This is a genomic window from Streptomyces sp. NPDC022552 (assembly GCF_055561875.1).
Map to the genome: position 1 here is coordinate 1060951 of NZ_JBVHGJ010000001.1, position 25101 is coordinate 1086051.

General features: G+C 72.5%; 19 protein-coding genes. 12 read left to right on the forward strand and 7 right to left on the reverse strand.

Features of this window, described 5'->3' with window-relative positions; all coding sequences use genetic code 11:
• Positions 1-51: 51 nt before the first annotated feature.
• Positions 52-885 carry an enoyl-CoA hydratase/isomerase family protein gene (locus ACZ3OF_RS04835; RefSeq protein ID WP_361666137.1) on the forward strand — a complete coding sequence of 278 codons (834 nt, stop codon included), beginning with the start codon at positions 52-54 and terminating at the stop codon, positions 883-885.
• Positions 886-924: 39 nt separating this feature from the next.
• Here the strand turns inward: ACZ3OF_RS04835 and ACZ3OF_RS04840 are convergent, their stop codons facing one another.
• The 4 genes from ACZ3OF_RS04840 to ACZ3OF_RS04855 all read right to left on the reverse strand — a co-directional run bounded on the left by ACZ3OF_RS04840 (position 925) and on the right by ACZ3OF_RS04855 (position 5240).
• Entirely contained in the window at positions 925-2109 is a 1185-nt protein-coding gene (locus tag ACZ3OF_RS04840; protein ID WP_467302754.1) for a hypothetical protein, read from the reverse strand.
• A 285-nt stretch (positions 2110-2394) separates the two neighbouring features.
• Positions 2395-3174, reverse strand: a complete 780-nt coding sequence (locus tag ACZ3OF_RS04845) for a VOC family protein (RefSeq protein ID WP_467302756.1) — start codon at positions 3172-3174, stop codon at positions 2395-2397.
• A 119-nt stretch (positions 3175-3293) separates the two neighbouring features.
• Positions 3294-4193 carry an SDR family oxidoreductase gene (locus tag ACZ3OF_RS04850; RefSeq protein WP_467302758.1) on the reverse strand — a complete coding sequence of 300 codons (900 nt, stop codon included), beginning with the start codon at positions 4191-4193 and terminating at the stop codon, positions 3294-3296.
• Positions 4194-4280: 87 nt separating this feature from the next.
• Complete coding sequence (locus ACZ3OF_RS04855; RefSeq protein WP_467302760.1) at positions 4281-5240, reverse strand: NAD(P)/FAD-dependent oxidoreductase; 960 nt, start codon at positions 5238-5240, stop codon at positions 4281-4283.
• A 63-nt stretch (positions 5241-5303) separates the two neighbouring features.
• Here ACZ3OF_RS04855 and ACZ3OF_RS04860 point away from each other — a divergent pair, with 63 nt between their 5' ends.
• From ACZ3OF_RS04860 to ACZ3OF_RS04875, 4 genes are all read left to right on the forward strand, one after another.
• Complete coding sequence (locus ACZ3OF_RS04860) at positions 5304-5900, forward strand: helix-turn-helix domain-containing protein (RefSeq protein WP_361666119.1); 597 nt, start codon at positions 5304-5306, stop codon at positions 5898-5900.
• Positions 5901-6022: 122 nt separating this feature from the next.
• Positions 6023-6991: an NADPH:quinone oxidoreductase family protein gene (locus ACZ3OF_RS04865; RefSeq protein WP_361666117.1), complete on the forward strand. Its 969-nt coding sequence runs from the start codon at positions 6023-6025 to the stop codon at positions 6989-6991.
• Positions 6988-8187, forward strand: coding sequence for an acyl-CoA dehydrogenase family protein (locus ACZ3OF_RS04870; RefSeq protein ID WP_361666115.1), 1200 nt, complete (start codon positions 6988-6990; stop codon positions 8185-8187). The genes ACZ3OF_RS04865 and ACZ3OF_RS04870 overlap by 4 nt, the downstream gene beginning before the upstream one ends.
• On the forward strand, positions 8184-9260 hold the full coding sequence (locus tag ACZ3OF_RS04875) for an acyl-CoA dehydrogenase family protein (protein WP_361666112.1): 1077 nt from the start codon (positions 8184-8186) through the stop codon (positions 9258-9260). Before ACZ3OF_RS04870 ends, ACZ3OF_RS04875 begins: the two co-directional genes overlap by 4 nt.
• Before the next feature lie 172 nt (positions 9261-9432).
• On the opposite strand, the gene ACZ3OF_RS04880 is transcribed toward ACZ3OF_RS04875, so the two are convergent.
• A complete protein-coding gene (locus tag ACZ3OF_RS04880; RefSeq protein WP_361666109.1) occupies positions 9433-10080 on the reverse strand; it encodes a ScbR family autoregulator-binding transcription factor in 648 nt (215 codons plus the stop codon).
• Positions 10081-10332: 252 nt separating this feature from the next.
• Here ACZ3OF_RS04880 and ACZ3OF_RS04885 point away from each other — a divergent pair, with 252 nt between their 5' ends.
• From ACZ3OF_RS04885 to ACZ3OF_RS04900, 4 genes are all read left to right on the forward strand, one after another.
• Positions 10333-11352 carry a ScbA/BarX family gamma-butyrolactone biosynthesis protein gene (locus ACZ3OF_RS04885; RefSeq protein ID WP_467302765.1) on the forward strand — a complete coding sequence of 340 codons (1020 nt, stop codon included), beginning with the start codon at positions 10333-10335 and terminating at the stop codon, positions 11350-11352.
• Positions 11353-11603: 251 nt separating this feature from the next.
• Positions 11604-12908: an acyl-CoA dehydrogenase family protein gene (locus ACZ3OF_RS04890; RefSeq protein ID WP_467302767.1), complete on the forward strand. Its 1305-nt coding sequence runs from the start codon at positions 11604-11606 to the stop codon at positions 12906-12908.
• A 101-nt stretch (positions 12909-13009) separates the two neighbouring features.
• On the forward strand, positions 13010-13681 hold the full coding sequence (locus ACZ3OF_RS04895) for an HAD family hydrolase (protein ID WP_467302769.1): 672 nt from the start codon (positions 13010-13012) through the stop codon (positions 13679-13681).
• A 119-nt stretch (positions 13682-13800) separates the two neighbouring features.
• A complete protein-coding gene (locus ACZ3OF_RS04900) occupies positions 13801-14991 on the forward strand; it encodes an IS701 family transposase (RefSeq protein ID WP_361666100.1) in 1191 nt (396 codons plus the stop codon).
• Positions 14992-15116: 125 nt separating this feature from the next.
• Here ACZ3OF_RS04900 and ACZ3OF_RS04905 read toward each other — a convergent pair whose 3' ends face one another.
• The gene (locus tag ACZ3OF_RS04905; RefSeq protein ID WP_467302772.1) at positions 15117-15776 is read right to left on the reverse strand and encodes a TetR family transcriptional regulator; all 660 of its coding nucleotides are present in this window, start codon (positions 15774-15776) and stop codon (positions 15117-15119) included.
• A 1059-nt stretch (positions 15777-16835) separates the two neighbouring features.
• On the opposite strand from ACZ3OF_RS04905, the gene ACZ3OF_RS04910 reads away from it, so the two are divergent.
• The 3 genes from ACZ3OF_RS04910 to ACZ3OF_RS04920 all read left to right on the forward strand — a co-directional run bounded on the left by ACZ3OF_RS04910 (position 16836) and on the right by ACZ3OF_RS04920 (position 20662).
• Complete coding sequence (locus ACZ3OF_RS04910) at positions 16836-19193, forward strand: BTAD domain-containing putative transcriptional regulator (RefSeq protein ID WP_467302774.1); 2358 nt, start codon at positions 16836-16838, stop codon at positions 19191-19193.
• A 407-nt stretch (positions 19194-19600) separates the two neighbouring features.
• Positions 19601-19807, forward strand: coding sequence for a hypothetical protein (locus ACZ3OF_RS04915; protein ID WP_361666094.1), 207 nt, complete (start codon positions 19601-19603; stop codon positions 19805-19807).
• Between the two features lie 90 nt (positions 19808-19897).
• Positions 19898-20662, forward strand: coding sequence for a thioesterase II family protein (locus ACZ3OF_RS04920; RefSeq protein ID WP_361666092.1), 765 nt, complete (start codon positions 19898-19900; stop codon positions 20660-20662).
• A 445-nt stretch (positions 20663-21107) separates the two neighbouring features.
• Here the strand turns inward: ACZ3OF_RS04920 and ACZ3OF_RS04925 are convergent, their stop codons facing one another.
• Positions 21108-24920 carry a thioester reductase domain-containing protein gene (locus ACZ3OF_RS04925; RefSeq protein ID WP_467302777.1) on the reverse strand — a complete coding sequence of 1271 codons (3813 nt, stop codon included), beginning with the start codon at positions 24918-24920 and terminating at the stop codon, positions 21108-21110.
• Positions 24921-25101: the final 181 nt, after the last annotated feature.

Genomic DNA, 25101 nt, shown 5'->3' on the forward strand with positions numbered 1-25101 from the left:
CTAGCCTGACCCCCTGCCTGACAGGGCGTCAGAATCAGGAGGTGGTGCGCCGTGATCGACACGCTCGGCACGGAGATCCCGGAGGGCGAGGAGCGCATCGCACTCACGGTCGAGGGCGGCGTCGGCGTCCTCACGCTCTGCCGGCCGGAGAAGCTCAACGGCTGGAGCTGGGAGGCCAGCCGCCAGCTCGGCCTCATGGCCGACCGGCTCCGCTTCGACGAACGCGTACGGGTCGTGCTGCTGCGGGCCGAGGGGCGCGCGTTCTGCGCGGGCATCGATGTCACGGCGCCCGGTGGCGGGATCACCGGCCGCACGGCCGCGGAGAGGATCCAGCGGTACGACGAAGGCATCCGCTGGGTCCACGAACGCTTCGCGGTCTTCGCCCGGCTGCCGCAGCCGGTCGTGGCCGCCGTCCAGGGCTACTGCCTCGGCTTCGGCTTCGAGCTCGCGCTGATGGCGGACATCCGGATCGCCGCCGACGACGCCGTGTTCGCCCTCCCCGAGGCGGGCCTCGGCGTCGCCGTCGACGCGGGCGGCGATCTGCGGATCGCCCGTGAGGCGGGCGCGGGCTGGGCCAAGTACCTGGCCCTCACCGGCCGCCGGATCGACGCCGCCACCGCCGAACGGCTCGGCCTCGTCCAGGTCGTCACGCCCCGCGACGACCTGGATCGCACGGCCCGAGAAACGGCGGACGCCATCGCGTGCGCCGCGCCGCTCGCCGTCCGCGCGATCAAACGGAACATCGACGCCTTCGCGGACCAGGGCATGTCCGCCGCCCTGGACCGCGCGGCCCTCTCCGCGGCGCTCACCCTGACCTCGGACGACGCCCGCGAAGGCTACGCCGCCAAGGCGACCCGCCGGCCCCCGCACTTCGACGGCACCTGACCGAACCGCAGCGGTGCGGCGACGGCCTACGTCAGGGCGCTACGGCGTGTATCCGGAGGTCACGAAGAAGGCCCCGTAGGTGAAGGAGACGAACGCCAGTGCGGAGAGCGTCGCGACCACGGTGATCGGTCTGGCCCTGGCCAGAGCGGCGGCCGCGGGCAGCAGCAGGGTGAATCCGGGCAGCAGAAAGCGGGGCTTGATCTGAATGTAGCCGCTCACGCCTACGGCTACGGCCACCAGGACCAGAGTGAAGACGACGACGGCTGCCGGCGGACGCGAACTCAGAAGAGCCCACAGGAGGACAAGGCCCGCGATCACGATGAGCACGGAACCTTGTTCCACCGCGCTCACGTGGCCGGCGGCCACCCTGTTCGTGGCAGCGATGACGGACTGGCCGAAGTCGACGTGCGTTTTCCAGTCCCGCTGCACATCGAAGTAGCCCAGCGGTCGCCCGGTGGACACTCCGGCCCACACGAAATAGCCGAGCAACCCCAGGGGCGCGATGAGGACAGCGGCGAGCGTCCGGCGCCCGCGCGGCGAGGCGAGCACCGCCGTGACGACGACGGCGGCCACTACCGCGACGCCCAACGGACGGGTCAGGCCCGCAGCCACGGCAAGGAAGGACGCCGTGACCAGACGTTGCGTCACCAGCGCGTACAGCGCCCAGGCGCACAGCGCGGTGAACATCGCCTCCGGGTAGGCCATGGACTGGATGAAGGCCTGCGGCAGCAGACCCCACAGGACGACGAGCAGCAGTCCGACGCGATTGCCGTGCAGGGCCGTGCCGAAGGCATGGATCCCCCATGCCGCGACACAGGAGGACACGAAGCTGATCAGCAGTGCGGTACCGACGATTGTCGTCGGCAGCAGTTCGTCGGCCGCTCGCACGACACCCGGATACAACGGAAAGAACGCGAGATCCTGCCATCTGCCGGCCGGGCCGCCGCCGTAGCCGGGAATCAGATCCGCGTGCCCGTAGCCATTCTGTGCGATGCCCAGGTACCACCGCGCATCCCACACATAGCCCAGCAATGTCACAAGAGACTGGTCGCCCTCCTTCGATCGCATCGCGATCCAGGTGACACCCAGGACTTTGCAGGCCAGGTAGCAGAGGATGGCCGGGCTGGCGCGGCGAAACGACAGGAAGGCACGTCGAACGAGAATGTTCCGCCGTGATTTCTGCAGAACCACCTGTGTGGGTTTGGCGCCCGTCTCGACGGTCAATTCGTGCCCAATCATCGGCGCCGCAGCTGATAGCGCGGTCGTGGACCGGTAACGCTCCGGACCCTACTCAGAGCACGCCCGAGAATGCGCGCAATGGAGAATTACGCGCGGAGAAGATCGCAGAGTGGTCACCGATCGGGTGACAGACGGCAGTCCATGACGGACAGCCCCCAGGACAGCCGAGCGAGGCGATCCGGGGGCTGTCCGGGTGCGCTCAGCCCCGGGCCGGGGCACCCGCGCACCCGGCCGGGCGAGGTCCGTGCCGACAAGGTCTCGAAACGCGCCCTAGTTCGGCGGGGCGGGCTTCAGGACCGCGAACGCGGCTCCGAAGGGGTCCGCGAGCCACGCGATGCGGCCGACGTCGGGGATGTCGGCCGCCGGCATCAGAACCGACCCGCCGTTGCCCTGCGCGCGGGCGACGATGTCGTCCGCGTCCGTCACACCGAAGTACGGGATCCAGCGCGCCTTGTTCCCGCCCTCCTGGAGTTCGGCGACCCCGCCGAAGGTGGCGTCCTCCAGATCGCCCTCGGCGGTGGACAGCACACGGTAGGTCATCCCCGGCGCCTCCATCTCCTGCGAGCGCCAGCCGAACAGCTTCCCGTAGAAGTGCAGGGCGGACGTCGGGTCGGGCACGTGCAGCTCGGCCCAGCAGAGAGTGTTGTTCTCGGAGGCCTTGTCGAGGCCCTTCGTCTCGCCCGGCTGCCAGATCGCGAAGTCGGCGCCCGCCGGGTCGGTCAGCTGGGCCATCCGCCCTGCGGTCATGACGTCCATGGGCTCGGCACGCACGGTCCCGCCCGCGGACTCGGTGGTCTTGGCCGTGGCGTCGGCGTCGGGCGTCTGGAAGTACAGCGTCCACGCGCTGCTCGCCCCCGCCTCCGTCAGCGGACCGAGGGCGGCGACGGTCTTCCCGTCCTGCTGGAAGAAGCCGTAGCCTCCGGCGTCCGGCCCCGCCGAGGCGAACTCCCAGCCGAAGACGGCGGTGTAGAACGCGGCGGCGACCGCGGTGTCGGGGCTGCCCAGGTCGACCCAGCTGGGCGATCCCTTGGTGAAGTCCGTACCGAGCATGTGGTGTGCCCTGCCTTTCCGAGTCTGGAGGTCGTCCGGTCACCCTCGCCGATCCTCGCCGCTCTCCCTCGCCGTCGCAGCCGCAGCCGCCCGGGTTCATCCGCGTGGACCAGCGCGCGTCACTCCCCGAACCGCCCCCGGCCAAGCTGCTCGCGCACCGGCACCACGGGATCGTTGACGAGGGCCCGGCGCTGCCAGTTCGCGCCGTCCACCACCAGCGTGTGCCCGGAGACGAACCGGGCGTACGGAGAGGCCAGGAAGGTCGCCGCCCAGCCCAGCTCCCGCGGGTATCCCACGCGCAGGGCGGGCTGCCGGGCGTCCTGGTGCGGCGCCCGCCCGAGCGCGCCCCGGATGTCGTCCGTCATGTCCTCGTGCGGCATCAGACCCGGCACCAGTCCGTTGACCTGGATCCCGTACGGCCCCCACTCCACCGCCAGGGTCTCGACCAGGTTCTTCACCCCGGCCTTCGCCGCCGCCGAGTGCGCGAACCCCGGGCCGCCGGTCCAGGCGTAGGAGGCGCCCACGTTGACGACGGACCCGGGCGTGCGCGCGGCGAGGTGGCGCCGGGCGAACTCCCGGGTCATGAACCAGGTCCCGGTCAGCGTGATGTCGACGACCGCGCGCCAGCCGTTGGGCGACAACTCCTCCGCCGGCACGGGGAAATTGGCGGCCGCGTTGTTCACCAGGACGTCCGGCCGGGAGCCGAGCGCCGTCTCGCACGTGTCGAAGGCGCAGGCCACGGCGGCGGGCTCACGGATGTCACAGACCGCGGTCGCCACCCGCGTCCCGCCGATCCGCGCCAGCTCCCGCCGCGCGGCCTCCAGGCGGGCGGCCGTCCGGCCGACGAGCATCAGCTCCGCGCCCAGCCGGGCGAACTCGGCGGCGACGGCCTTCCCCAGCCCGGACCCGCCCCCGGTCACCAGAACCGTCCGCCCCTCGTACGTCCCGGGTGGCAGCGCGCTCGCACCGAGCGGGGGAGGGGCGGGCAGTCCCGGCGGATCCGTCTCTGCGTTCGTCATGCCGCATCGATAGCGCGGCGAGGACGAGAACTGAAGCCCTGTCGGCTCGCGACGGAAAGCCGCGGCGGCCCTCGGCGGGACGCCCCGTCAGCCCGCGGCCGCGACCTTGCGGTCCAGGTCGCCCATGAGCAGCTCCATGTTGATCGCCACCCCGGCCCGGTAGCCCCCGCTCGCGGCGTTGATCACCTGCTCCTGGGCACCGATCGCGTTGCCCGCCGCCCACACGCCCGGCACGCTCGTCCGGCCGGTCTCGTCGACCGCCACGAACGCGCCGAGCGGCGTCTCGTGGGTCTCGGCGCCGAGCGCGGTGAGCAGCCCGTCCCTCGGTGTCATGCGGGGACCTACGAAGAGCATGTCGCGCTCGACGACCCGGCCGTCCGCCATCCGTACGCCGGTGAACCGGTCGTCCTCGACGACCAGACCCGCCACCTCGCCCGCCACCACCTCGACGCCGGCCGCCGCGACCCGGGCGCGCTCCTCCTCGGAGAGCGGTGCGGCCGTGTGCAGGAAAAGGGTCACGTCCGGGGACCAGTGGGAGAGGATCACGGCCTGATGAGCGGCCATGACGGGGTGCGCGATCACCCCGAAGGCCTGGTCGCGGACCTCCCAGCCATGGCAGTACGGGCAGTGCAGCACCTCCCGCCCCCACCGCTCGGCGACCCCGTCGATCGCCGGGAGCTCGTCGGCCAGCCCGGTGGTGACGATCAGCCGGCGCGCCTCGACGCGGCGGCCGCCGTCCACCGTCACGACGAACCCGTCGGAGCCGTCCCGTACCGCCTCCGTCACGCGGCCCGCCGTCCACTCCACCCCGTACGCGGCGATCTCGCGCCGTCCCGTCTCCAGGAACTCCGCCGGGCTCATCCCGTCCCGGGAGAGGAACCCGTGCATATGGGCGGCCGGGGCGTTGCGCGGCTCACCGGCGTCGACGACCAGGGTCCGGCGCCGCGACCGGCCGAGGATCAAGGCCGCGCTCAGCCCGGCCGCGCCGCCACCGACCACCACCACGTCGTAGGGGCGAGGGTCATGTGTGCTCGTGTGTCCACTCATACCGGCAGCGTCCCTCCGGCGACCGGGGTTGACAAACGCGTTTGCTGTTTCTGCAATGGAGAGATGACTGAAGCAGATACCGGGGACGACCGCATCGACGCCGTGCTGAACGAGGTCGGTCCACGGCTGCGCCGGATCCGGCGCGATCGCGGAGCCACGCTCGGGGACCTCTCCGCCTCCACCGGGATCTCCGTGAGCACCCTCTCCCGACTGGAGTCGGGGCAGCGACGGCCGAGCCTGGAGCTGCTGCTCCCCATCGCCCGCGCCCATCAGGTGCCGCTGGACGAGCTGGTCGGCGCGCCGCCGGTCGGCGACCCCCGGGTCAAGGCCAAGCCGATCGTGCGGCACGGCCGGACGATGTTCCCGCTCACCCGCCAGCCGGGTGGCCTCCAGGCGTACAAGGTGGTGCAGGAGAAGCCGTACGAGAATCCGGATCCGCGGGTCCACGAGGGGTACGAGTGGCTCTACGTGCTGTCCGGGAAGTTGCGCCTCGTCCTCGGCGAGCACGACGTCGTGCTGGGGGCGGGGGAGGCCGCCGAGTTCGACACGCGCGTACCGCACTGGTTCGGACCGACGCCCGACGGGCCCGTGGAGTTCCTCAGCCTGTTCGGTCCGCAGGGTGAGCGGATGCATGTACGGGCCCGCCCGAAGCAGTCCTGAGCCGACGGTGCGCGGGGCGGCCGGGTGCAAGAAGTCCCCGGCACATGGTTCCACCGGGCACAAGCGACCGCTTAGTATGCGATCGACCGCGCAGTACGGACGACGGCTGGTGGAGGACCGCGATGCAGGCATGGCGAGTGCACGAGAACGGCGAGCCGGGCGAGGTGATGCAGCTCGACGAGGTGGAGGCGCCCACGCCCGGCGAGGGGCAGCTCCTCCTCAGGGTGCGCGCCGCCAACGTCAACTTCCCGGACGCCCTGCTCTGCCGGGGTCAGTACCAGGTGCGGCCCCCGCTCCCCTTCACCCCCGGGGTGGAGATCTGCGGCGAGACCGAGGACGGCCGGCGGGTCATCGCGACCCCCGCCCTCCCGTACGGCGGCTTCGCCGACTACGCGGTGGCGGACTCGGCGGCCCTGCTGCCCGCCCCCGAGGCCCTCGACGACGCCGAGGCGGCCGCTCTCCACATCGGCTACCAGACGGGCTGGTTCGGGCTGCACCGCCGCGCCGCCCTCAAGGAGGGCGAGACCCTGCTCGTCCACGCCGCCGCGGGCGGAGTCGGCAGCGCGGCCGTCCAGCTCGGCAAGGCGGCCGGCGCCACCGTCATCGGTGTCGTCGGCGGGGCGGAGAAGGCCGAGGCCGCCCGCGCGCTCGGCTGCGACATCGTCGTCGACCGGCGCTCCGAGGACGTCATCACCGCCGTCAAGGAGGCCACCGGCGGCCGTGGGGCCGATGTGATCTACGACCCCGTCGGCGGCGAGGCCTACACCCAGTCCACGAAGGTCGTCGCCTTCGAGGGCCGGATCGTGGTGGTCGGCTTCGCCAGCGGGGTCATCCCCTCCGCCGCCCTCAACCACGCCCTCGTCAAGAACTACTCGATCCTCGGACTCCACTGGGGCCTCTACAACCTCAAGGACCCCGCGGCGATCCTCCGCTGCCACGAGACGCTCACCGAGTACGCCGCCAAGGGCCTGATCAAGCCCCTGGTCAGCGAGCGTGTCCCGCTCACCGGCGCGGCGGACGCCGTGCAGCGCGTGAGCGAGGGCGCCACCACCGGCCGCCTCGTCGTCGTCCCCGAAGGAGCGGCCGCATGACCGCCCCGACCCCGGACGCCGCCGAACTGCGCGCCCGGACGCAGCGGTTGCTCGCCGAGCACCCGCCCGCGACCACCGACAGCACCGACTTCCTGCGGGCCCGCTTCGACGCCGGGCTCGCCTGGGTGCACTACCCCGTCGGCCTCGGCGGACTCGACGCCCCGCGCTCCCTGCAGGCCGTCGTGGACGCCGAACTCACCGCCGCCGAGGCCCCCGACAACGATCCCCGCCGGATCGGCATCGGCCTCGGCATGGCGGCGCCGACCCTCCTCGCGTACGGCTCCGAAGAGGTCAAGCAGCGCTTCCTCAAGCCGCTGTGGGTGGGCGAGGAGGTGTGGTGCCAGCTCTTCAGCGAGCCCGGCGCCGGCTCCGACCTCGCCGCGCTCGGCACCCGCGCCGTCCGCGACGACGCCACCGGCGACTGGATCGTCAACGGCCAGAAGGTGTGGACGTCCAGCGCCCATGTCGCCCGCTGGGCCATCCTCATCGCCCGCACCGACCCCGATCTGCCCAAGCACCGCGGCATCACGTACTTCATCTGCGACATGAGCGACCCGGGCGTCGAGGTGCGGCCGCTGCGCCAGATCACCGGCGAGGCCGAGTTCAACGAGGTCTTCCTCACCGACGTCCGCATCCCCGACGCCCATCGGCTCGGCGAGACCGGCGACGGCTGGCGGGTCGCCCAGACCACGCTGATGAACGAGCGGGTCTCGATCGGCGGCGCCCGCATCCCCCGCGAGGGCGGCATGATCGGACCCGTCGCCACGACCTGGCGCGACCGACCGGACCTGCGCACCCACGACCTCCACCGGCGGCTGCTCGACCTGTGGGTGGACGCCGAGGTGGCCCGGCTCACCGGGGAACGCCTGCGCCAGCAGCTCGTCGCCGGACAGCCGGGACCCGAGGGCAGCGCGATGAAGCTCGGCTTCGCCCGCCTCAACCAGGTCATCAGCGGCCTGGAGGTCGAACTGCTGGGCGAGGAAGGGCTGCTGTACGGCGACTGGACCATGCGCCGCCCCGAGCTGGTCGACTTCACAGGCCGCGACGCCGGCTACCGCTATCTGCGCTCCAAGGGCAACTCGATCGAGGGCGGTACGACCGAGGTCCTGCTGAACATCGTCGCCGAACGCGTCCTCGGCCTGCCCGCCGAGCCCCGCAACGACAAGGACGTCGCCTGGAAGGACCTCGCGCGATGACTGACCTGCTCTACTCCGATGCCGAGGACGACCTGCGGGCGGCGGTCCGCTCCCTGCTCACCGACCGGGCCGGCCCGGCCGCGCTGCTCGGCCGGGTCGAGACCGGTGACCCGTACGTCCCCGGCCTCTGGAAGTCCCTCGCGGGCGAGATCGGCGCGGCGGGGCTGCTCGTTCCCGAGAAGCTGGGCGGCCAGGGCGCGAGCCACCGCGAGGCGGCCGTGGTCCTGGAGGAGCTGGGGCGCGCGGTGACCCCGGCGCCGTACCTCACCAGCGCCGTGGTCGCGACCGAGATCCTGCTCGCCCTGGACACGGAGAGCGCCCCGGTCGCCGAGCTCCTCGCGGGGCTCGCCTCCGGGGGCAGGGTCGCCGTGCTCGCGCTGCCCCTGTCCACGGCCCCCGACGCGGCGCCGTCCACCACCGGGACCGTCGACGGTGTCGCCGACGCCGCCCTCGCCGACGTGTTCCTCGTCCCGCGGGCCGACGGCCTGCACGCGGTCGCGGCGGACGCCGCCGGCGTGGAGCCGCAGACACCGCTCGACCTGACCCGGCCCCTCGCGACGGTGACCACGACCGGCGCGAGCGGCGTCCGGCTCGCCGACGCGGAGACCTCCACGGCCGCGATCAGGCGCGGTCTGCTCGCGGGGGCCGGGCTGCTCGCCTCCGAGCAGCTGGGGCTCGCCGAGTGGTGCCTGGAGGAGACCGTCCGCCACACCCGCACCCGCTACCAGTTCAACCGGCCCGTCGGCTCCTTCCAGGCGCTCAAGCACCGCATGGCGCAGCTCTGGCTGGAGGTCGTGAACGCCCGGGCGGCGGCCCGTGCCGCCGCCGACGCGCTGGCCACGGGCAGCCCCGACGCGCCGCTGACCGTCGCCGTCGCCCAGGCGTACTGCGCGAAGGTCGCCGTCCACGCGGCCGAGGAGTGCGTACAGCTACACGGCGGCATCGGCATGACCTGGGAGCACCCGGCGCACCTGGCACTTAAGCGGGCCAAGTCCGACCAGATCGCCCTGGGTTCGACGGGAAGGCACCAGGACACGATCGCCGCCCTGGTCGGCCTCCCGGCCCCCGCCTGACCCCGGAGCAAGGGGCCCAGGTCCCGCATCCCTGACAGACCGTTGAGTGGGGGCGATGGCCCCGAAAGGGCCTCTGGCCGGCGAGAGTGCCGGTCGGGGGCCCTTCGTGCGATGCCGCTCGGCTCGGGCCGTCGCGGCGGGTCCCGTCGTCCGAAGGGCCGGTCGTCACCCCCTAGATGTGAGGGATGACGGTCTGAATGATGGTGTGGGTGCGCGCGGGGAGGTCGGCGCGGTTGTTGAGGGTCCAGGAGATGTGCTGCGCGCCGAAGAAGGCGGAGACGAGGACCTGGGCGAGGGCCGTGGGATTCGTGGTCGCCGGAAGGGTGCCGTCGTGGGCGCCCCGGTGGAGCCACGCGGTGATGACTTCGGTGTAGTCCTCGAAAGGCGTGGGGAGTTCGGGGGTGATCATGGTCCGCTCGATCTGGAGCCTGGCTCCGGCCTGCATGACGATGTCGTCTCTGAGCGCGGTGGCGGTCCGGGTGAGGAGCTCCGCCACGGCCGACAGGGGGGTCAGCTCCTTGTTCTCGACGGTGTCGGCGATGTCGCGGATCCGCCTGTAGAACTCGTCGGCGACGGCGTGGGCGAGGGCTTCCTTGTTGGCGTAGTGGAAGTAGACGGCGCCCTTGGTGACGTCGGCGTGCTGTGCCACGTCCTGGATGGTGACGGTGGGAAACCCCATCTCGGCGAAGAGCTGGGCTGCCGCGGCGAGGATGCGCGCGCGGGTACGAACGGCGCGCTCCTGCCTGACCGTTGAGCGTGCGGGCTCCGTGGAGACGCTGCGGCGCGAGGTGGCCCTAGCAGGTGTGGCGGGTGTGTTCATGGCGTTTGGTCCTAACTGGGCAGTGACATGCGCCGCATTGGCAGTGCCGGAGACCCGAAAGATACCTTCTCGAAGGTAGGTTTTGCATGGCCGAACAGGGCCCGGCAAGAGGCCGGGTCGGCGGTACGACGGGGGTGTGTGTATGCGACGGCACGGGGTGTTAAGCACGTCCGGGCGGGTGGTTTCGTGAGCCGGGCTCCTGAGCTTACGTTCCAGCAGACCATTCCCCGGCGACTGGTTCACCGGGCGGCCGTGTCGGAGGTGTTCCTGACCGATGCCGTGGCACTGGAGGACGACCATTTCGTGATCGCGGCCCAGTGGCCGCGCGATCACGCGCTCTACCACCCGGATCCGGCGGGCAGGAGCGATCCGCTGCTGTTCGCGGAGACCGTCCGTCAGGCGCTGGTGTACGTGGCGCACTGGCACTACGGCGTTCCGCTGGAGCGCCGGTTCGTCGGCCGGGACATGCATCTGGTGATCGACGACCCCGATGCGCTGCGGGTGGGCGGGGAGCCGCTGCCGGTGGTGCTGGACGTCCGCTGGTTCGGTGTCGGGAACGACTCGCCGCGGCGCCGTGGCATGCGGATCGAGGCCGAACTCCGCGTCGCGGGCGTGGTGTGCGGACGGGGCGGCCTGAGCGTGGTGGCCGTCGACGAGTCGTACTACCGCAGGCTGCGCCGCCGTCCGGGCGGAGTGCCGCCGGCAGGCCGGCCTGCCGGGGCGACGGGGCGCTTCGCAGGGTTCCCTGGCGGGCGAGTTGCGGGGCATCCGGGCCGAGTTGCGGGGTCTTCCGTGGGGCGCCTGCGGGAGAAGGACAGTGTGCTGATGACCGGTGAGCGGCCGGGGGAGTGGTTGCTCGCGGCCGATCTCGACCACGCGATCCTCTTCGACCACCCGACCGACCACGTGCCGCTGATGGTGGTCTTCGAGGGGTTCCGTCAGCTCGGACATCTGCTGGTGAACGCCGCCGAGGCCTCCCCCGCCCCACCATCGGCCACGCACTCGCCCGCACCTTCCGCCGGCGCCGGGCCGTATGTGCTGGTGGCGCTGGACTCCGAGTGTCGTGCCTGGGCCGAACTCGACGTACCCACACGGCTGGTGGTGCGCTCCGACCGTGGTGCGGGGGACCGGACGGGTGCGCGGGAGCTCGCCGTGGACGCTGTTCAGCGGGACGCCGTCGTCATGACATCGACGATGGTCTGGGCGCCCGCCCGGACATCGTCTCCTGCTCCGAGCGGCCGGTCGTCGGTGGAGTCGGGCTCCCGCCGCTGACGAGTTCCGCGGTCGTCTCACGCGCCCCTCTCCCCGGATCCCGGATCCCGGATCGCTCGGCTCGTTCGCCGTCCGATTCGTGACAGCTGCTCATAAGTACCTACGCACACGCATGTTTTCAACGAGTTTGGTTCGTTGTCGTCAGTTTCTTTGCTGTGACATTGCCGTTGGCTCGCCGCTGGGAGCGGCACGGGGCCCGGCCGAGATGTGATCTTTGTTGTCGTTGGCAAGTCGGGGGTGAACAACCAGTGATGTCCGACAGGGCGTTCCGGGCCGAGTCCGGCTTTCGCCGGGACGCTGTGGCGCGAGCCGCCGCGGTGGCCGAGGACGGTGCCCGTGCGGCGGACGCCGAGCGGTGTGTCAGTGCCAGGACGTTGGCGGCGCTCGACGAGGCGGGGTTCGCACGGCATTTCGTACCGCGCCGTTTCGGGGGGCGTGAGGGGACCTTCTCCGACGTGTTCCAGGCCACCGCGGAAGTCGCCCGGGGGTGCGCGTCGGCTGCCTGGCTGGGCATGCTGTGGTCCGCGCACGCACGGTTCGCGGCTCTGCTGCCCGAGGAGGGGCAGCAGGAGCTGTGGGGCGCCTCGCCCGACGTGCGGATCGCCGCGGGACTGACGCCACCGTCCGGTGCGGTCGTACCGGTCGACGGCGGGTGGCTGCTCCAGGGCGAGTGGCCGGTCGTCAGCGGTGCGGACCACGCGGACTGGCTGCTGTTGTGCGCCCCCGAGTCCCCCGCTGCCGGTACGGGGGGCCCGGGTGCCCGCGTACCGTCGGCAGCCACCGTGGCCGGATCGGGTGGGCCGGAGAGTCGGGCGGCGGACGGCGACGGGAAGCCGGAGCGGCCACGGTTCCGGGTCTGTGCGGTTCCGCGGAGTGCGGTGACCGTCGTCGACACCTGGCGGAGCAGCGGCATGCGCGGTACCGCGAGCCATACGGTCGTGCTCCCGGCCACGACGGTGCCCGCCGGCCGTACCGTCCCGTTCGACGTCCTGGTCGCCGGCGGTGCTCCCGACGGCCGGGCACGCTGCCATGTGGCGCCGGCCCATCTGGCGGGCGGCCTGCTCTTCAGCGCGCCGGCGCTGGGGGCGGCCCGCCGTGCTCTGGCGGTGTGGAGCGAGCGGTTGCTCCCGGGAGCCGTACCCACCACGGCAGGACCCGCGGGAAGCGGACCAGCGGGCTCCGGCGAATCGCCGGTGAGGGAGGGCCAGGCTGCGCGGTTGGCACGGGCCTGGGCGGATGTCGAGGCTGTGGCGCTGTTGCTGACCGAGGCGGTGCGCCGGGCGGACACCGGGGAGGTCTCGCCCTTCGCGGTCGCCCGCAACCGGCGCGACGCGGCGGTCGGGGCCGAGCGCCTGGCCGGGGCCATGGATCTGCTGATGAGTGCCGGCGAGGCCGATCTGCTCGACACGGGAGGCGACTTGGGACGCTACCTGCGCGACGTCCGCGCTGTCGCCTCGCACGGGGCGCTGCGTGTGGAGGGTGCCGCTGCCGCGTTCGCCGACGCGCTCCCGGCGGCGATGGAGGATCGGCGCCGCCGTCACCGGCTGTTCGCGTGACGGCCGCTCTTGGCCGAAGCCGGCGCGGGCGGTCCGGTCGGACCCGCGTCGCGCCCGTGGCCGGTGTCGCGTACTGGGACTGTGTGATCCATTGGAAGGGGATGGGGTTCTTGGCTGTCAGGCTGGTGTTCACGGATGTCGATGAGACCTTGATCAAGCCGAAGAGCGTGTTCGACTTTCTCGAGTTCTACTTCACCGGGCGGCACGGAGATGCCGGGGTCCGCCACGCACGGGCGACGCGGCAGCGGCTGGCTCGTCTTCAGGCGGCAGGCGCCGGGCGGGACGAGGCGAACCGGGCGTACTACGAGGCCTGGCGGGGGCAGCGTGCCGAGGAGGTGGCCGAGTGGGGTCGGCGCTGGTTCGACGAACGGCTCCAGGGCGGTGACTTCTACGTTCCCCGTACCAGGGCCGCACTCCGGCGCCATCAGCGGGAGGGCGCCGTCCTCGTCCTCGTCTCCGGGGCGTTCGACGCCGTGCTCGCCCCGATCGCGGGGGACGTCGGCGCGGTGCACGTCCGTGGCACCCGACCCCAGGCGTGCCGGGGTGTGTACACCGGAGCCGTCATCGGTGCGCCTGTCATCGGCGAGGGCAAGCGCGAGGTCGTCCGTGCCGTACTGCGCGCGTACCCCCACATCGGGGCAGGCGACTGCTACGCCTACGGCGACCATCTCTCCGACCTGCCCATGCTGACCGAGGTCGGCCGTCCCGTCGTCGTCGGCGCGAGCCAGGACCTGCTGGCAGCCCTGCCGGATGCCGACACCTTGCCGTACTGACAGACACAAAACTGACGTTCTGGAAGGTATTTTTGGTTGTCGGTTGACGCATGAGCCACCGGGTGGTCGGTCAGCGAGGGGGGACGAGGCAACACATGCCGTCGGGAGACGTACAGGGCATGGCTCCGGTCGACACGCATCTGCTGCGGGCGTTCGCGGAGGACGTCTTCGAGCCGTTGCAGCGAGCGGATCAAAGGCGGTGGGCGCAGGCCTACTTACGGGCGCTGCTGAGCCTGCCGGGGAAGAAGACGCTGCGGCGCCTGGCCGCGGCCGTGGCGCCCACCATGCAGGCGGCGCACGGGCTGCAGCAGTTCATCAACAACAGCCCCTGGGAGTGGACCCCGGTCCGGCGGGCGGTGTCCCGTTCGGTCGCCACACTCGGTCGGCCGCGGGCCTGGAGCGTCGCGGAGGTGACGATCCCCAAGCGGGGAGAGCACTCGGTGGGCGTGCACCGGCGGTTCGACACGGAGTCCGGACGTGCCGTCAACTGCCAGGTCGCGATGGGGCTGTTCATGGTCACGGACAGGACGTGCGTGCCGACGGACTGGAGTCTCCTGCTCGGCGACGCCTGGTGCGGGGACGAGGAGAGACGCGCCCGGGCCCGTATCCCCGCGTCCGTCGAGGCACAGCCGGCCGGTGCGCACATCCTGGATTTCGCCGCGCGGGTGGCGATGTGCGGCCGGATGGGGGAGGCGCCGTGGGTGCTGGACCTGCGGCCCTACCCCGACGCCGGGGCGGTGCTGGACGGGCTGGTCCGGCACGGAGCCGACTTCGTGTGCGAGGTGAGCGCGGAGCAGCTTGTGAGGTTTCCCCAGGCGGGGCCGCCCACGGGCGGCGTCGCCGAGCCAGCCGCACACAGCCCCACGCGTCAGTCCCATCGGGTGGTGCGTCCCGGCCTGCCGGGGGGCAGTGAGCCGTTCACCGTGCACGTCGGCCAGATACGGCTGGCGCCCGCGGTCGGCCAGGCGTCCGGTGGGAACCAGGCGGCCGGGCTGCGTTGCACCTACCTTTCGGTGGCGCGGCCGGTGACTCAGGGGCGTCGCCCCGAACGGTTCTGGATCACCAGTCTCACCGGCCACCGGGTCGAGGAGATCATGGCCCTGGCGCGGAGCGCCGTCGTCGTCGGCCGCTGCGTCGCCGACCTCCAGGAGCACTACGGAGTCCAGGACTTCGAGGGGCGTTCGTTCCCCGGTTGGCACCACCACATGACGATGATCTCGGCCGCGTACGCCTTCAGGCAGCTGAACCCTCCGGCGCCCGAGGCCCTGTCGTCCCTCACCTCGGGCTGCGCTCGACGCAGGTGCTCCTGACACGGCCGGTGGGCCGCTGCACGGTGACGTCCCGCCGATGCCGTACGCCCTCGGACGGTCGGTCCGTCGGCGACGTGCCGAGACCCCCGCCGGGGCGCACCGGCAGGGGTCTCGTCGCGCCAGACTCAGCCGACCTCCGCGCTACCGGCCGCTCGGGCCGCTCCGTCGGGAGCGTCCCCGGCCGTCGGGGCCGCGCCGGCGGGGCACCGGGCCGGAGCGGAGAAGAGGAGCTGCCAGATCCGGCGCGCCTCGTGGGGGATGGTGTCCAGTCGGTGCAGCGACATCGTGTGGTACATGCCGAACGTGGAGGCGGCCAGGAGGCTGCTGAGCGCCTCCGGCGTGTACGCCGATTTCAGTTCGCCTCGCTGTTGAGCCTGGCGTGCCAGCCTGATGGCCACCCGCGTCATGTCACCCACGACCGCCGGGACCTCACCGCGTGCCCGCGCCTCCTCCGACTCCAGCTGGAGCCCCGCCCTGAAGCGGATGTCGACGCTCAGCCGCCGCGCCAGGCTGAACGCGATGCACTGCAACGCCCCCAGCGCGTCGCCGCCGGTCTCGTCCGTCTGCTGCAGGATCGTCCGCCACGTCTGCTCGAACGGGGTGGTCAGAGCCGCGGCGAGGGCTTCCTTGGACGGGAAGTGCGCGTACAGGGCTCCTTTGGTCATGCCGACGTGTACCGCGATGCGCTCCAGATTGGCGCCGGCGTAGCCATGCCGGGCGAACTCGCCGGCCGCGGCGTCCAGAAGGACCTCATGGGTCCTTCTGGCTCGGTCCTGCTTCGGCACGGTGTCCTACCTTTCCACGCGTTCGTTCGGTGCGACTGTTCTCCGAGGGGCGGCCGGACCGACGGCCGGGCGGCGCCGGGCCGGCAGGCGGGCGGTCGCCGCGCCGGAGGTCACCAGGCGGAACAGCAATAACCTTCTCAGGAGAATTTTTCCTTCGGACGGTTCATTCCTCAAGGTCGCCAGCGGGCTGTTCGGTGATCTGGCCGTATCTCGTCGCGCCCCGCACTTGCGTGCCCGTACGGTCGATGGCTCGCCCGCAGGTAGTAGCTGACCCTGCGTCAACTCCTTCTACCTGCGGGAACGTCGCCCGAGGTCGGAGGGAGAGGGATGTGCGAGCGCCTCGCTCCCGCGCGCATGCGGCGGTACGGACCGGCCTGGCCGGATCGCGCCTCCATGCGCCGGGGCCGCCCTCGCCCGGCCCCCGCCGCAGCTTTCGCCGCTGGTCGGGGGCGCGGAACCAGCCCGTCCTGACCGCCTCCGCGCCCGGCGACGGTGCTCCTTGGCGGCGCCTCAGGGCAGCGGGCGGGAGTGTCGCCGCTGGTCAGAGGGTGAAGTTGCAAAGTAGCGGACTGATTCGAAGAAACTGACGTTCGAGAAGGTATGTTTATGAACGACTGATCGTCCACGCGTCGAGGTGACAGGGGGAGACTTCTTGAGTCAGCAGGCCGGCCACGCATCACGCCACGACCGGACGCCGCCGTTCGGCCTGGCTCCGCACACCTCTGACCATCTCTGACACCTCTGATCCGGGCCCGTCGACGTCGCCGCGCCCGCATTCCTCTTCCGTCCAGCCCTGTCCGCCGCCCACGGCCGTCCGCCGTGCGCCGTTCGCGACGGATCGGTCGTGAGCGCGCGTCCGCGGCACTGCCGGCGTCGTCGACAGGGCCCAACCCGAAGGCCGGGGAGATCGGTCACCGGCCCGCCTCGAACGTCCGGATCACCTTAGGGGGAGCAATGGAGTTTCGGATTCTGGGTCCGCTCGAAGTCCTGATGGACGGCCGTCCGGTGAGCCTGGGCGGCGCGAAGCAACGGGCCACCCTCGGATTTCTACTGCTACAGATGAACCGTGTGGTCGCCGTCAGCGAACTGCAGGACGCCCTATGGGCGTTCGACGAAGCGCCTCCCACAGCCCGCAAGGTCCTGCAGAACGCCGTCTGGGGTCTTCGGGGCCTCTTCTCGGCCTCGGACCCCTCACACGAAGCGGCCGCGGTGGTCACACAGGCCCCGGGCTACATGCTGCGCGTCGCACCCGAACAGGTCGACCTGCACCGGTTCCACCGCAAGGTCGAACAGGGCAGGGCCCACCTCGCCGCCGGCACGACCGAGCAGGCCGCCGACCTGCTCGGTGACGCCTTGGCCCTGTGGCGCGGACCGGCGCTCGCGGACCTCGTCGAGACCGGCATCGCCTGGCCCGGCCTGACCGCTCTGCAGAGCGCCAAGCTCGACGTCATGGAGGACTACTTCGAGGCTCAGCTGGGCTGTGGGCGTCACCACGACGTACTGGCCGACCTCACCGCCATCGTCGCCGACGAACCCTTCCGTGAGCGGTCGTGCGGACAGTTCATGCTCGCCCTGTACCGGTGCGGACGACAGGTCGAGGCCCTGGACGCGTACAGCCGTCTGCGGACCGCCCTCGCCCAGGACCTCGGGCTCGAACCCAGTCGCGAACTGCAGTCACTGCAGCGGGCGATCCTCACCCACGACCCCTCCCTCACCCCCGAGCAGCCGTCCCGCCGAGGCGAGCCGGCCACCGAGCCGCACGCCTCTCTCGTCGACCGCCCGCGAGCGGTGCCGGTGCCCGGCGCCCCCGCGCACCTCACCGCCACGGATGCCGTGGCCGCCTTCACCGCCGACGCCACGTCCGACACCGGAGGCCCCGCCCAGCCCTTGCCGGCCGACACGTCCGCCCCGGGCGGTACGACGGCCTCGCCGGCGCGGCTGCCGCAGCGCATCCGGCCCGAGCGGCGCCACATGAGCCTCGTGCTGATACGAAGCCGCTTCGGCGAGCAGACCGGACAGCTTCGACCCGCGCAGATCGACGACGCCCTGGAGAACGTCGCCGCCCTCGTCGCCGAGAAGGCCGAGCAGTTCGGAGGCCAGCTAGCCCTGGCCATCGGCCCGCTGTCCCTGCTGGCGTTCGGGCTGGCCGACGCCGGCGCCGAAGGCTGCGAGGAACGCGCCGTACGCGCGGCGCTTGCCGTGCGCGATCACCTCCTGGCGACCCCCGGACACCACGCCGACCGTACGGCCCTGCCCGCCCCGGTCCCTGAGGTCAGTCTGGCCGTCGCCACGGGCGAAGCCCTCGTACGCAGTCCTTCCGGCGACGCTGCCGCGCCGTCGGTGTTCGGATCCCTCGTCGAACGCTGCCAGACCCTGCTCTCCACGACGTCCGGCGGCCAGATCGCGGTCTGCGACCGCACCCGCCGGCCGACCGCAGCCGTCGTCGCGTACCGGCCCGGACCAGGCACCGCCGACGACGACTGGCTGCTCGAGGGCATCCGGGGCGACGGCCCCGCCACTCCCGGACCCGGCTCCATAGCCGGCCATGAAGCCGAACTCGCCATGGTCCAGGGCCTGTCGGACTGGACCCGGCGCCGCGTCACGACCCATCTGGTCACCGTCCTGGGCGAACCCGGCATCGGCAAGACCCGGTTCCTCGATGAGTTCCGCGGCGACCTCGCCGACGGCCGCGCCGAACCACCGCAGTGGCTGATGACCCGTGTCCCCCGGTCGGCCGACAACGACGCCGTCACGGTCATGACCAGCATGGTGTCCACCCTGTGCGGCATCTCCCCGCAGGACTCCCCGGCAGCCGTGTACGGCAGGCTGTCGGCGGCCCTCGACCAGTGGGTCGACCCAGCCCCGGAGCGCAGCTGGCTGTCCGCCCGGCTGAGCATGCTCTACGGCCTGAAGAGCACCCACCATGTCGAGGACGCCATGCGCGACGTCTTCCAGGCCTGCCGGCGACTCCTGACCCACGTCGCCGTCCGCACGCCTCTCGTGCTGGCTCTCGACGACGTGCACCGCGCGGACGACGACGTACTCGACTTCGTGGAGGCCCTCGCCGACCTTCCGGCGTCGGTCCCGCTGTTCGTCATCGTCACGGCACGCCCCGAACTGCTGCGGCGCCGCCCCGAATGGGGAGCCGGCAGCAGCCACACCACCACCGTCACCCTCACCGCCCCACGCTCCACCGGCCGGATCCCGGACGCGCTGCCGTACGGCCCCGCGCAGGGCACCGGCAGGGTGCGGGACCTCTTCTCCGCGGGGCGGCCCGGAGACAGGCCCCTGCGTGGCCCGGCCACCGACTCCTTCATACGCGGCGTGGTCAGCAAGATCCCCGCAGGCGTCGCCTGCCCCGGCGACGCCCCCCTCGCCTTCGGCGACACACCGGGCAACGGTCCGACCGTGCGGTGAGCGAGGGGCGGGCGCCGCACCTGGCGCCTCCGCGAGGTCGGCAGCCGAGCTCCACAGACGGGCCCTTCCAAGACGGTCCTTCCACAGACGGGTCCTTCCACAGACGAGCCACTGCCCGTGAGCGGCCGCCCATCCGAGGGCGTCCGTTCCCGGGCACGTCGGCGTCCACACGCCGGTTCCGACCGTACCGACGCGTCTGTCGGTGTCGGCGTGCGCAGGAACGCTCCTCGCGCCGGTCATCCCTCGGTCACGGACTCGCCCGCAGGGGAGTTCCCCGGTCATGACCGTGACGTGAATGCCCAGCGCCGCCACCGCAATACCGTGGCATCGGCTCCACGATTCCTCGGGCGACATCGTCCGTCCGACGCCGCACCCATCCCTCATCCGGTGGACGTCAGGAGAGACCCATGCGCAGCACAGCGTTCCGACCGATTCCTGTACGCCCGGTCATCCGCGAGGAGGAGATCGACCCGGGAATGGTCGTGTTGTCGCACTTCACGGCCGGCGCGTTCGGATCCCTTTCCGGGCACTGGGCGGGCCTCTGCCCGCCGCGATGCGCCCACACCTCCGGCGAGCAACGCGACCCGTACGACGCGCAGCGCCGGCAGAGCTGAACGCCCTCCCGGCCGCCGTCGCACGCCACGTCCACGGCGCCCCGGCCGGCCTCGCGTCCGACGGCCGAGAACGACAAGGAGAACCAACCCGTGCACGAGAACGTCAACGACAGCTGGCTGCGCCGATTCGGGCCGCCCCTGGACAGCGGAACGCGACTGATCTGCTTCCCCCACGCGGGCGGGGCCGCCAGCGCGTACGTGTCCCTGGCCCGCGCGCTCGCCCCTGACGTCGAGGTGCTCGGCGTGCAGTACCCGGGCCGGCAGGACCGCCGGCACGAGGCGCCCGTCGAGGACGTCAACCGCCTCGCCGATCTCATCGCCGCCGCCCTACCGGCCGACCCCGCCCGGCCCTACGCCCTGTTCGGCCACAGCATGGGCGCCGTCGTCGCCTACGAGGTCGCCCTGCGTCTGATCCGGGACGGACGTCCGGACCCGGTGCGCTTCTTCGCCTCAGGCCGCGGCGCGCCGTCTCTCGGCCCGGGCTCGAGCGACGGTCTGCGCGGCGACGCGGAGCTGGCCGCCGAGATGCGCAGGCTCGGTGGCAGCCGGGGGGTGCTCGACGACCCCGAGCTGATGGCCATGGCGATGCCGGCGCTGCGCTCCGACTACCGCGCCCTGGGCGCCTACTCCTGGGCGACCGCCCAGCCCCTCACCTGCCCTGTCTCCGTCCTCATCGGCGACGCCGACCCCCTCGTCACCCCCGACGAGGCGGGGACCTGGCTCGACCACGCGCAGAACGGCGGCACCCTGCGGGTCTTCCCCGGCGGTCACTTCTACCTCGACGGGCTCGTCCGTGACGTGGCCGACGCGATCCGCACCGACCTCCAGCTCGCCGCGGGCTTCGCCCCGGCGTAACCCAGGACACTCCTCGACGGCCCCGCGGCGCCTCTTGGCCCACGGCCGTACGAGCTCATGAACCGCCCCTCCCCGAGGGCCCCCGCGGGCGGTCCAGGGACGCGCCGGACAGCGCGCCCCCGGACCGCCCGCACCCATGCCCGGAGACGGTCTCCGGACGCACTCGGACGACAGACACCGGGAGGTGCGGAAGCCGGAACGCAGCCCTCACGCCGCCGTGACAACCACCTACGTGGGACGTGGCGACAGGCCGTCCGGGACCGAGGCCGGCGACGGCAGCGCGGCGGACGATCCGCCTCCCGCCGCCCACCCGTGCCGGCGGCAGACGCGGATGCCGGGGGACCTGGAGCCGCTCCGCGCCGCCTCGCAGGGGCCCGCGGTGGCCGCGACGCACGCGGCGGCGGGGCAGCTGTCGCCGCCCCGCCGCCGTGGCCCGCCGCTCGTGTCAGACGCCCTGGGGCGCCCGGAGCGCGACACCCACCGCCGACACCACGCCCGGCCGGGCCGGCGGGGTGGGGAAGTAGCCGGCGCCGACGAAGAACTCGACGTACCTGGCCACGAGATCCTCGTCGATCGCCGGGCAGACGACTCCGCCGGTTTCGAGCGCGCTGTCCGTGGCCGAGGTGTCGAAGGCCGGATAGAACCGGCCGCCGTCGAAGACCATCACCTCGAACGCCGCCATCAGCGGATGGAGCGGATTGTCCGCGTCGGCCGCGACCCGCTCCTGCCAGGCGTCCCAGGAGAGCTCCTCCAGCGGGTAGCCGCGCGACCGCAGATACCGTACGAACTCGCCGTAGTCGAGGCTGTTGCGGTTCGACAGGTGGAACGTCCGGCCCAGCGAATCCGACTGCCGCGAGAGGGCGAGGACCGCACCGCTGACGTAGTCCACCGGCACCGCGTGGATGTCGCCCGAGACACCCGCGGGCGCGGCGCCCGCGCTCAGCAGGCCTTTCAGGCTCAGCCACACGAAGTCGCGGGTCTGGCAGGCGCCGGTCTCCTGGTCGCCCGAGACGACGTCCACCCGGTACACGCTCACGGGCAGACCGCGCTCGCGCGCCAGCTCGATGATGCCCTCCGCCACCCACTTGCTCTGCACATAGCCGGTGGGCAGGGCCTCGGGCGGGCCGGTCACGTCGTCCACGGACAGCGGCGCACCGTCCTCCCGCGGTCCCGCGAACACGCCCACCGTGGAGACGTAGTGGACGGGGACCGTGCGGTGCCGGGCGGCGAGCCTGAGGACCTCCTGCGTTCCCGTCACGTTGGCGGCCTTGAGCTCGGCGTACGGGCGGAGCCAGTGCACCGTGGCTCCCGCGTGGTACACCACGTCGACGGTACGGGCCAGCGCGTCGAACCCGTCCTCGTCGAGCCCGAGCCACGGCCGGGTGAGATCGCCGAGCACGATCCTGAGGCGGGCGGGATCCACCGAGTCCCAGATGCGGTACCACTCCATGTTCGCGCGGATCCGGGCCAGGGCCCGGGCCTCGTCATCGCCGCGCACCAGGCAGTGGATCGTGGCGCGCGTCGACCGCATGAGGTCCCTGAGCAGGAACGAGCCCACGAAACCGGTGACTCCGGTCAGCAGCACGTCCGTCGGGTCGTCGGTGACCGGCGCCGTCTCGGCCGCCCTGACGATGTCGTCGGCGAGCGTGATCTCGGCCCGGAGGTCGACGGCCCGCTCGGCATGACCGGCACTCGTCCGGCCCGGGTCCTGGGCTCCCTCGACCAGGGTCGTGCGCAGGTGTCCGGCCAGCGCCGCCGGCGTCGGGTGGTCGAAGATCAGCGTGCCCGGCAGGCGCGAACCGGTCTCCTTCCCCAGCCGGTTGCGGAGCTCCACCGAGGTGAGCGAGTCGAACCCCAGCGAGGAGAACGGTTGCTGCGGGGCGATGCCGCCACCGCTCGCGTCCCCGTGCCCGAGGACGGCCGCCGCCGCGGAACGGACCAACGACAGCAGGAGCTCGTGCTGGGCCTGCTCGTCGAGTCCGGCCAGCTGCCCGGCCAGCGCCGCACCGTCCGCACGCTCGTTGCGCGCCACCCGGCGCACCGGAACCGGCAGCAGACCGGTGAGAACGCGCGGCGCCTCCAGGGCGTGGCTCCGCAACGCCTCGAGATCCATCGGGGTGACGACCAACTCGGGCCGACCGGTCGCGAGGGCGGCGTCCATCAACGCCACACCGTCCGTCTGCGCCAGCGGCCGGAAACCCGAGCGGCCGATCCGCTTGAGGTCGGCCTCCTCCAGGTGGCCGCTCATACCGCCCTCCTGTTCCCAGAGGCCCCAGGCGATCGACGTGGTGGCCAGACCCCGGGCGGCACGCAGCGCGGCCAGGGCGTCCAGGAACACGTTGGCCGCCGCGTAGCTCGACTGGCCCGGGCCGCCGATGACGCCGGCGACGCTCGAGAACAGCACGAAGGCCTTGAGGTCCAGATCCTGCGTCAGCTCGTGGAGGTGCCAGGCCGCGTCCGCCTTCGGGCGCAGCACTGCTGCGACGCGCTCGGCGGTCTGCGTCCCGATCAGCCCGTCGTCCAGCACGCCGGCGGCGTGGACCACTCCCGACAGCGGATGCTCGGTGGGGATGCCTGCCAGCAGTGTGCCGAGCGCGGACCGGTCGGAGGTGTCGCACGCGGATACGGTGACCCGCGCCCCCAAACCCTCCAGCTCGGCGACCAGTTCGGCAGCACCCGGGGCCTCGGGCCCGCGCCGGCTGGTCAGCAGCAGGTGCCGTACACCGTGCTCGGTGACCAGGTGCCGGGCGAACAGTGCGCCCAGAGACCCGGTGCCTCCGGTGATCAGCACCGTCTCGGAACCGCTCCACGGGCTCGCGCCCCCTGCCTCCGCGGCCGGGTGGTCCACCCGCGCCGCCGCCGACGACAGCCGGGGAACGAACGCCCGGCCCCCGCGCACCGCGACCTGCGGCTCGCGCAGCGCCATGACGGAGGCCAGCAGCCGCTGCACGCTGTCCGCATCATCGGCCGCGGTCTGCGGCGCTTCGTCGGAGTCCACCAGGACGATGCGGCCGGGGGCCTCGGACTGCGCCGAGCGCAGCAGGCCCCACACCGCGGCAGCGCTGGGGTCGACCTCGTGCCCGTCGGCGACGGCCACGGCCCGAGTGGTCGCCACGACCAGGGGTACGTCAGCGAGCGAATCGTCCGCCAGCCACTCCTGGACCAGGGGCAGCACCCTGTCGAGCCGGGCCCGTGCCAACGCCGCCATGTCTCCGCCCCCGGCCCGGGCGGCCGGCTCCAGCCGGAGCAGTGCCACGTCCGAACCGTGGCCCAGGACCGCCCGGGCGCGGACCGTGGCGGCGTCGTCGAGCGACACGTCCTGCACGCGCAGTGCCGCTTCCCGGCTGCCGAGGGCGATGGGAACCCAACGGACCTCGAAGAGGGAGTCCGAGAGCTGGAGCCGTCCTCCGCGCTGCCCGGCGTGACTGTCGTACGCGGCCCGGCCGTGCCCGGCCACCGGCGCGGCGGCCTCGCGCAGGACGAGCGACTCCACGGCGGCGACGGGCTGTCCTTCCTCGTCGGCCAGCTGTACGGACAGTTCGCCCGCTCCGCCGTCCACGGGGGCCAGCCGCACCCGTACGGACGTCGCCCCGGTCGCGTACAGCCGCACCCCGCTCCACTCGGCCACGCGACGCGACCCCGCGGGTACCGCCGCCGGGGCGTCGGGCGTCAGGAAGACCGCAGCGCACACGGCGCCTTCGAGCAGTGCGGGGTGCAGACCGGACGCGCCGACCTGGTCGCGCGCCCCTTCCGGCAGACGTACCTCGGCGAAGACCTCGTCTCCGCGACGCCACACCTCGCCCCACTCGAACGCCTCCGGGGCGCCGTCGGCGGCCTGGGCCCGCAAGCCCTCCACGTCGACCGGTGTCGTGCCGACGGGCGGCCACTGGGCGAGGTCGAACACCGCGCCGGGGCCGCTGAACGCCAGTGTGCCGACCGCCTGCTCCGTCCACGGGGCGTCGGACCGTCCGGCGGGACCCGCGTGGACGGTGACGGTCCGTCGCAGTGGGTCGTCGGTGGGGGTGGTGCGGGTCTGGAGCTGGAGGGCGGTGGTCGCCGGGACGGGAAGGGGTGCGTGGACGGTGAGCTTTTCGACGGTGTTGTTGGCGGTGTGGTCGGCGGCGTTCAGCGCGAGCTCGACGAGCGCGGACGCGGTCAGGTGAGGCATGCCGTCGGGGGTCTGCCCGACGAGGTGCGGGTGGCTGCGCGCGGTGATGCGGGCGGTGTGAACGGTCGCGTCCGTACCGGCGATTCGCACGGGCGCACCGGCCGTCCCCTCCGTCCCGGCCTGCCTGTCGGCCGCAACGGCCCCTGCGCCCGCGTGAAGGTCGATCCAGTAGCGGTGGTGTTGGAAGGCGTAGGTGGGGAGGGGGGTGGGGTGGGGGTGGTGGGTGTGGGTGGGCCAGGTGAGGGGGGTTCCGTGGGTGTGGAGGTGGGCG